Genomic DNA, 5925 nt, shown 5'->3' with positions numbered 1-5925 from the left:
GGAACCAGTGATTGGTTCCGGATTGTCCTACAGCAGAAGGATCGGTCAATGGATCCTTAACTGATCAGCATTGCGCCAAATGGCGGGCTTTTTGCTGGGCGTCATGCCATGGGATCAGCGTTCGATCAGCGGGGCCGAGCGGTAGCTCCAGAGGCCATAGGTGCGCAGGGCGTCGCGGTAGATGCCGAGCAGCTCCTCCGGGCTTGCCTTGGCCAGGGCGGAGAGGGGCTTGTCCGGGTAGGCGACACTGTCGATGCGGATATTGGCCGGGCCGCTCTGCCAGCAGGCGATTTCCAGCAGGGTCTGGCCCCGGCGCACATGGCTCGCCGAGCTCACCAGAGTGGCGTATTCAATCTCGTGGCGGGCGAGGGCATAGCCGCTGTAGAGGGCGTTCTCCACCGTGCTGGTGGCGTAGTTCTCCTCGATGATGCGGGAGCGGTCGATGCCCTTCTTCGCCAGCCAGTCCGCCATCAGCTTGCCCTCGGTCTGGCGGTTCTGGGGCACGCCGCCGGTGAGGATGACGAGGGCCGCCGGATCGGCCTGGGCCAGGGCGCGGGTGGTCTCGAGGCGCCCCAGCAGGATATCGTTCATGGAGCCATCGGGATTGAGGGCATAGCCCAGAGTGACGATGGCGCGGCGCCCCTTCTTCTCGCCCCGTCCCTGACGCTCCTTGAGGGGGGTGGCGACCACCCTGTCCACGGTGGCGAACAGCCGCTGCAAATCCGCGGCGCGACCGGCATTGAGCTCGACGACCCGCTTGACGTAGCCATCGGACTTGGTCTGATCGCCCTTGAAGCGCAGCCAGGTGGCGAGATAGGTGTTGATGTCCAGATCGTCCGGCGCGGCGGTGAGGGCCTGCTCGAACAGGGCGATGGCCCTCTCCACGTTGCCGTTGTAGATCTGGGCGTTGGCCGCCGAGATGAGCAGATCGGTGCGATAGGGCTCGAGCTGGTGGGCCTCCAGCAGCAGGGTGGTCACCTGCTCCATGTTGCTCGGCATCTTGGCGGTGAAGCCGGCATCTGAGACCCGGGCGGGGGAGTGGAAGATGCGTGCGGCGTCTGCCAGCAGCTGATCCACCACCTGGCGCTTGCTGATGAACTGCTCGTAATTCTGCTCCTTTTGCAGGGAGCGCACCGGGGCGGCCCAGGCATCGGATGAGACAACGAGCGGCAGCGTCAGCAGGCTGGTGAGGGTCAGGGCAATCGCGGTTTTCTTCATCATGGGGCTCCACCTGGGGTGAGGGGTGCGATGCCGTGGCTCGTCCCCTGAATGCTTTTCCAATAAAAACAGATGCTTGGTTTGCTGCCTACTCTACTCCTTTCCCGATGAAAAAACGTGAACCGTTCCGGTTATCCCGATGGCGCCCCTCAGCGCAGCCCCAGCCGCTCCTGCAGGAAGGCGAGCCAGGCCTCCACCTTGGCGGGCAGGTGGCGGCGCCTGGGATAGACGCACCAGACGCCGTGCTCGGGCAGGGCATGGCCCGGCAGCACGGGCACCAGTCGGCCGGCGGCGAGATCCCGCGCCACGATGAAGTCCGGCATGTTGCCGATGCCGAGCCCCGCCAGCAGCGCTGTGTGGATGGCATCGCTGTTGTTGACCTCGAAATTGCCCCTGGGGGTGATGGCCACCTCTCCCTCTGGCCCGTGCAGGCGCCACTGGGTGCCGCCGCGAAACAGGGAGTAGAAGAGGCAGTTGTGGCGCTCGAGATCGGCCGGGGTGTGGGGCGTGCCGGCCTGCGCCAGGTAGGCGGGGGCGGCGCACAGGGTGCTGAGACAGGGGGCGAGGCGGCGGGCGACCAGGCTCGAATCCTCCAGCTCGCCGATGCGCACCGCCACGTCGAACCCCTCGGCCACCAGATCCTGCTGGGCGTCGCTCATCTCTAGCTGCAACTGCACCTCGGGGTGGAGGGCGAGAAACTCGGGGACAAGGGGGGCGATGTGGCGCCGGCCATAGACCATGGGCACAGTTACCCGCAGCAGGCCGCGGGGGGCCGATTGCAGGGCGCCGATGGCATCTTCCCCGTCGCTGGCCAGACGCACCGCATGGCGGACCGTCTCGAAGTAGCGCTCCCCCGCCTCGGTGAGGGTGAGGGAGCGGGTGGTGCGATAGATGAGCTGGCAGCCGAGGGCCTGCTCGAGCTGGCTCACCTTCTTGCTCAGCACCGACTTGCTGAGGCCGAGCTGGCGGGCGGCGCCGGAGAAACTGCCCGACTCCACCACGGCGACGAAGGCCGGGAGCAGGGCGAAGGCATCCTGGTTCATGCTGTTCTCAATATGGAAACAATGTTGTTCCGGAAGGGTAGATTATCCCCGAATCAAAAACAATTTACCCTGCTCGCCAATGACACCAAGGAGCAATCCCATGATCCCCCCTCTTGTTGACCGCGGCCCCGGCCGCCCCGCCCTCGGCCAGACACTCGGCCAGACCCTGGGCGCCCTGGCCGCCTTCGCCGCCGGCCTGCTGCTGGCGCTGATGATCGCCCAGAACGGCGCACTGGCCCGCGCCACCGACCCCTGGCTCGGGAGCTGGCTGGCCCACGGGGTCGGCACCCTGGTCGCCGCGCTCCTGTGGTGGCTCTCCCCAAGGCCCCCGACGCCGGAGGCGGCCCCGCCCTGGGCCTGGCTCGGCGGCCTGCCGGGAGCGCTCACCGTGGTGCTGGCGGCCCTGTGCCTCAACTCATCCCTCGGTATGGCGGGCACCCTGGCCCTGCTGCTGCTCGGCCAGCTGCTGTTTGGTGCCCTGTGCGATGGCCTCGGCTGGCTCGGGCTGGCCCGCCGCCGCCCCTCGGGAAAGGACGCGCTCGCCGCCTTGCTGGTGATGGCCGGCGCCCTGCTTATCGTGCTCGGTTAGGAGAAACACCATGACCATATTGATCCTGCTGGGACTGCTCAACGGCGTGGCGGTGAGCCTGTCGCGCACCCTCAATGGCCGCCTCGCCAGCGCCCGGGGCGCCATGACGGCGTCCCTCGCCAACCACCTACTCGGCTTTGGGCTGCTCGGCGCCCTGCTCATCCTCAAGGGGGCGCCCTGGGAGCGGCTCGCCGGGCTCGATCCTTGGCTGCTGCTCGGCGGCGTGCTGGGGGCGCTCTTCGTCGCCATCAGCAGCTGGGCCATCGGCCGTGTCGGCGCCCTGGCCTGCGCCCTGCTCATCGTCACGGGCCAGCTGGCGGGGGGCGCACTGCTCGATGCCCTGGCCGGACGGCTGGCCGCGAGCGATCTGCTCGGCATCCTGCTGGTGCTGGCGGGGGCCGCGCTGCAACGCTGGCAGGCCGGCAAGCCACGCTCCTGAGAATGAGCGGTGCTGTGATGGTGCGGATAAACCAGCAGGGATGACAAGATCGCCGCCTTGCCTGGACGAAAAGGCCGCATACCAGCCGGATCAGGGCCCTGGCGGAAGGGAAAAAGGCGAAAGAAAGGGAGGAGGAAGGTAAAGGAAGGCAAAGGAGAACAAAGGAAGAGAGGCCGCCTATGAGCCAGGGTCGGCCCAAAACGCAGAACACCGGCGCTTGGCCGGTGCTTTGAAATAACAAAGTTGCGCCCCTGTAGGGGGCACGCGGTCAGGGCCGCTTAGGCGTAGAAGGCCTCGACGGTGCCCTTGACGGTGATCAGCATGGCATTGCCGTAGCGATCCTTGGCCTTGGGGGAGGGGATCTTCACCCAACCTTCGCTGATGCAGTACTCCTCGACATTGGTGCGCTCCTTGCCGTTCACGCGAATGCCGATCTCGTGCTGGAAGCACTCTGCCACATGGTGCGGGCTACGCGGATTGGCCGCCAGACGGTCGGGCAGTGCAGGTTTGTTGTCGCTCATTTTATAGACCTGAGTGTGATAAAAAGTGGGTCATTGTAGGCAATGCCCGCCATGGGCTCAAGGCTGGGCTGCGTCCAATTGGGGTGGACAAGGTCCGGCTACCGTTGCAGCTCGGGCAACAGCGTCGCCTGCTCCTGAAAATGGTGGCAACGGCGCTCAACGTCGTCTCTGTAACGCGCCAGATAAGCCAGCTCGGCGGGATTGTCTGTCTCGACCAGGGCGATGGCGGCATCAAGCTGATGCAGTATGTCGCTGGCCACCTTGTGCAAGGTCTGCTGCAACAGGCGTTTGGGCAGGTCACACGCCTCGGCCATCTCCAGCAACTGCCATGCGTTGACCGCCTCGGGAGCAAACTCGTCGCCGATGGCCATGGCCAGATGCTGGTTGAACTCGGGGTAAAGCCCCACATTGACCAGATCGTACCAGGGGGTGGGCATCAGCCCTGCTTTTGATACGAAGAAGCTGTAGTTCTTGCCGTGGGCATCGTGATTGTTGACGCAGAGGTTGAAGAGCAGCCATTGCAGCATGTCCAGTCTGGCCTGCGCCGGATTGACACAAAGGACGCTGAGGCTGAACAGTCGTGGCAGGCTCACCCCTTCCCTAATATGGGCCACATCCCGCCCGTCACCGAAGTTGCGTTCATATTTTCGGGTGACGGGAAACCCCAGCCCCTGACAGGCATCGATCATATGACGACGGCGAACCCTCAAGCCATCTTCATCAAGACGCCGATCGAAGCGTTCTACCAGCAAACCTCGGTGGGACTTATCGCCTTGGCCGACCCTGTGCAGTTCGACCTGTGCCACCGGCATGCCCAGCAGTGCGGCCAGTCGCATGGTCACAAACTCATTGATCACCAGATGAGGATGGTGCTCGAACTTGAGGAGATGGGTGGAACAGATCTCACCCTCGCCAAATCCCAGCGCCCCCTCGAGCCGCAGCAGGTTGAGCTTGGCCTGCACCCCCGCAACCGATAAGCGGGGGCGACCATCCCAGACTTCCAGCGGCCAGAGCTCGGGCTGATCGAGCCGCAGCATCAACTCCTCTGGGGTGATGGGGCGAAAGTGGGTGGGAATATCGGGCTCTGCGGGCAGGGTAAAGGTGACCGCCCCGGAGACATCGCGGCCGATGCCGTGGATCAGGGCAAAGAGATTGCTGCGCGAAACAGATAGCGCTTCAATCAGGTGCTCCAGCCCGCGATTTTCTGGCAGCAAGTTGCCGAGATACGCCCGGATCTGGGCGCTGCTGGCCGAACCATCCAGCGCCAGCGGCGGTGAGATCGGGAAGCCGCGAGCTTGCCATGCAGGTGTATAGCCGAGCTGAAAAGTATCCCGTTGGGAGTCATATTCAAGATGGCCGATCAGCTGGTTACCCAGCCGAAGTTCAAGCCGATGGCGCTCAGAACCACTCATCATCACCGACCTCTGATTGGCTGCTGTCGCTCGTTACCTGTGACCCGGCTTCTTGCACCAGTTGCAACCTCAGCCCCAGTGCGTTCATCACCTGCAGCAGGGTCGAGAGGTAGACATCACCCCCCTTCTCAATCTTGATCAGGGTCTTCTTGGAGATGCCGCACAGTGAGGCTGTCACCTCCTGGGTCATCCTGGCGGCCTTGCGTCTCTCGCGTATCGCCAGCCCCAGGGAGGCGGGATCCAGTTCTTTCGGGCCGGTTTGCAACGATGCGTCTGCCATCATGATCACGAAAAAAAGTGTAGGTTGTTACACCTTAACCCATGGCGTGAGAATACATCAATCAAATGTGTACGATGGTGCACTTTTGATGGTTCTGGTACTGGTTGCAAGATAAAAGTGTAGAGGAGTCTACAAAGCTGTTGGCGATTCACATAGTTACAACACTATCTCCTCCGCAGTGGAGTAGGGACTAGTGTCTGGATGTATGGAGTTAAATCCGATCACATCGTAAGTCAATTTTTAATAAAGATTCATATGGTAATGCCGATAGTAATTGAAGACTAGATTGAATCTTAGCAATTGCCCCGTAAACCCTCGCCCAATCGGGCGGGGATATAAGGGGAGCTCATGTACAGGACCTTAAGCGTTGAGTCCCTTTAAAACTCCTTCCAAGGTCCTGTTCTGTATCGATTTTCTCTGCTT

Annotated in this window: 7 protein-coding genes; 2 read left to right on the top strand and 5 right to left on the bottom strand. The window is 63.0% G+C overall.

Features of this window, described 5'->3' with window-relative positions; all coding sequences use genetic code 11:
- Positions 1–114: 114 nt before the first annotated feature.
- The gene (locus OKB81_RS19135; protein WP_041205389.1) at positions 115–1218 is read right to left on the bottom strand and encodes a YdcF family protein; all 1104 of its coding nucleotides are present in this window, start codon (positions 1216–1218) and stop codon (positions 115–117) included.
- Positions 1219–1367: 149 nt separating this feature from the next.
- The gene (locus OKB81_RS19130; protein ID WP_005332127.1) at positions 1368–2261 is read right to left on the bottom strand and encodes a LysR family transcriptional regulator; all 894 of its coding nucleotides are present in this window, start codon (positions 2259–2261) and stop codon (positions 1368–1370) included.
- A 100-nt stretch (positions 2262–2361) separates the two neighbouring features.
- On the opposite strand from OKB81_RS19130, the gene OKB81_RS19125 reads away from it, so the two are divergent.
- A complete protein-coding gene (locus OKB81_RS19125; RefSeq protein ID WP_081805658.1) occupies positions 2362–2850 on the top strand; it encodes a DMT family transporter in 489 nt (162 codons plus the stop codon).
- Positions 2851–2860: 10 nt separating this feature from the next.
- A complete protein-coding gene (locus OKB81_RS19120) occupies positions 2861–3289 on the top strand; it encodes a DMT family transporter (protein WP_041205391.1) in 429 nt (142 codons plus the stop codon).
- 278 nt (positions 3290–3567) lie between these two features.
- Here OKB81_RS19120 and OKB81_RS19115 read toward each other — a convergent pair whose 3' ends face one another.
- The 3 genes from OKB81_RS19115 to OKB81_RS19105 form a co-directional block, all read right to left on the bottom strand.
- Positions 3568–3810 (bottom strand): DUF3297 family protein, encoded by a 243-nt coding sequence (locus tag OKB81_RS19115; protein WP_005332143.1) that lies wholly within the window; start codon positions 3808–3810, stop codon positions 3568–3570.
- 98 nt (positions 3811–3908) lie between these two features.
- Positions 3909–5225 carry a HipA domain-containing protein gene (locus tag OKB81_RS19110; protein WP_005332142.1) on the bottom strand — a complete coding sequence of 439 codons (1317 nt, stop codon included), beginning with the start codon at positions 5223–5225 and terminating at the stop codon, positions 3909–3911.
- A complete protein-coding gene (locus OKB81_RS19105; protein WP_041206866.1) occupies positions 5209–5502 on the bottom strand; it encodes a helix-turn-helix domain-containing protein in 294 nt (97 codons plus the stop codon). Before OKB81_RS19105 ends, OKB81_RS19110 begins: the two co-directional genes overlap by 17 nt.
- Between the last annotated feature and the right edge of the window lie 423 nt (positions 5503–5925).

This window comes from Aeromonas sp. QDB56 (assembly GCF_027705505.1).
Taxonomy (GTDB): Bacteria; Pseudomonadota; Gammaproteobacteria; order Enterobacterales; family Aeromonadaceae; genus Aeromonas; species Aeromonas caviae.
The sequence above is the reverse complement of the archived record's forward strand: the minus strand, read 5'-3'. Positions and strand labels throughout refer to the sequence as shown.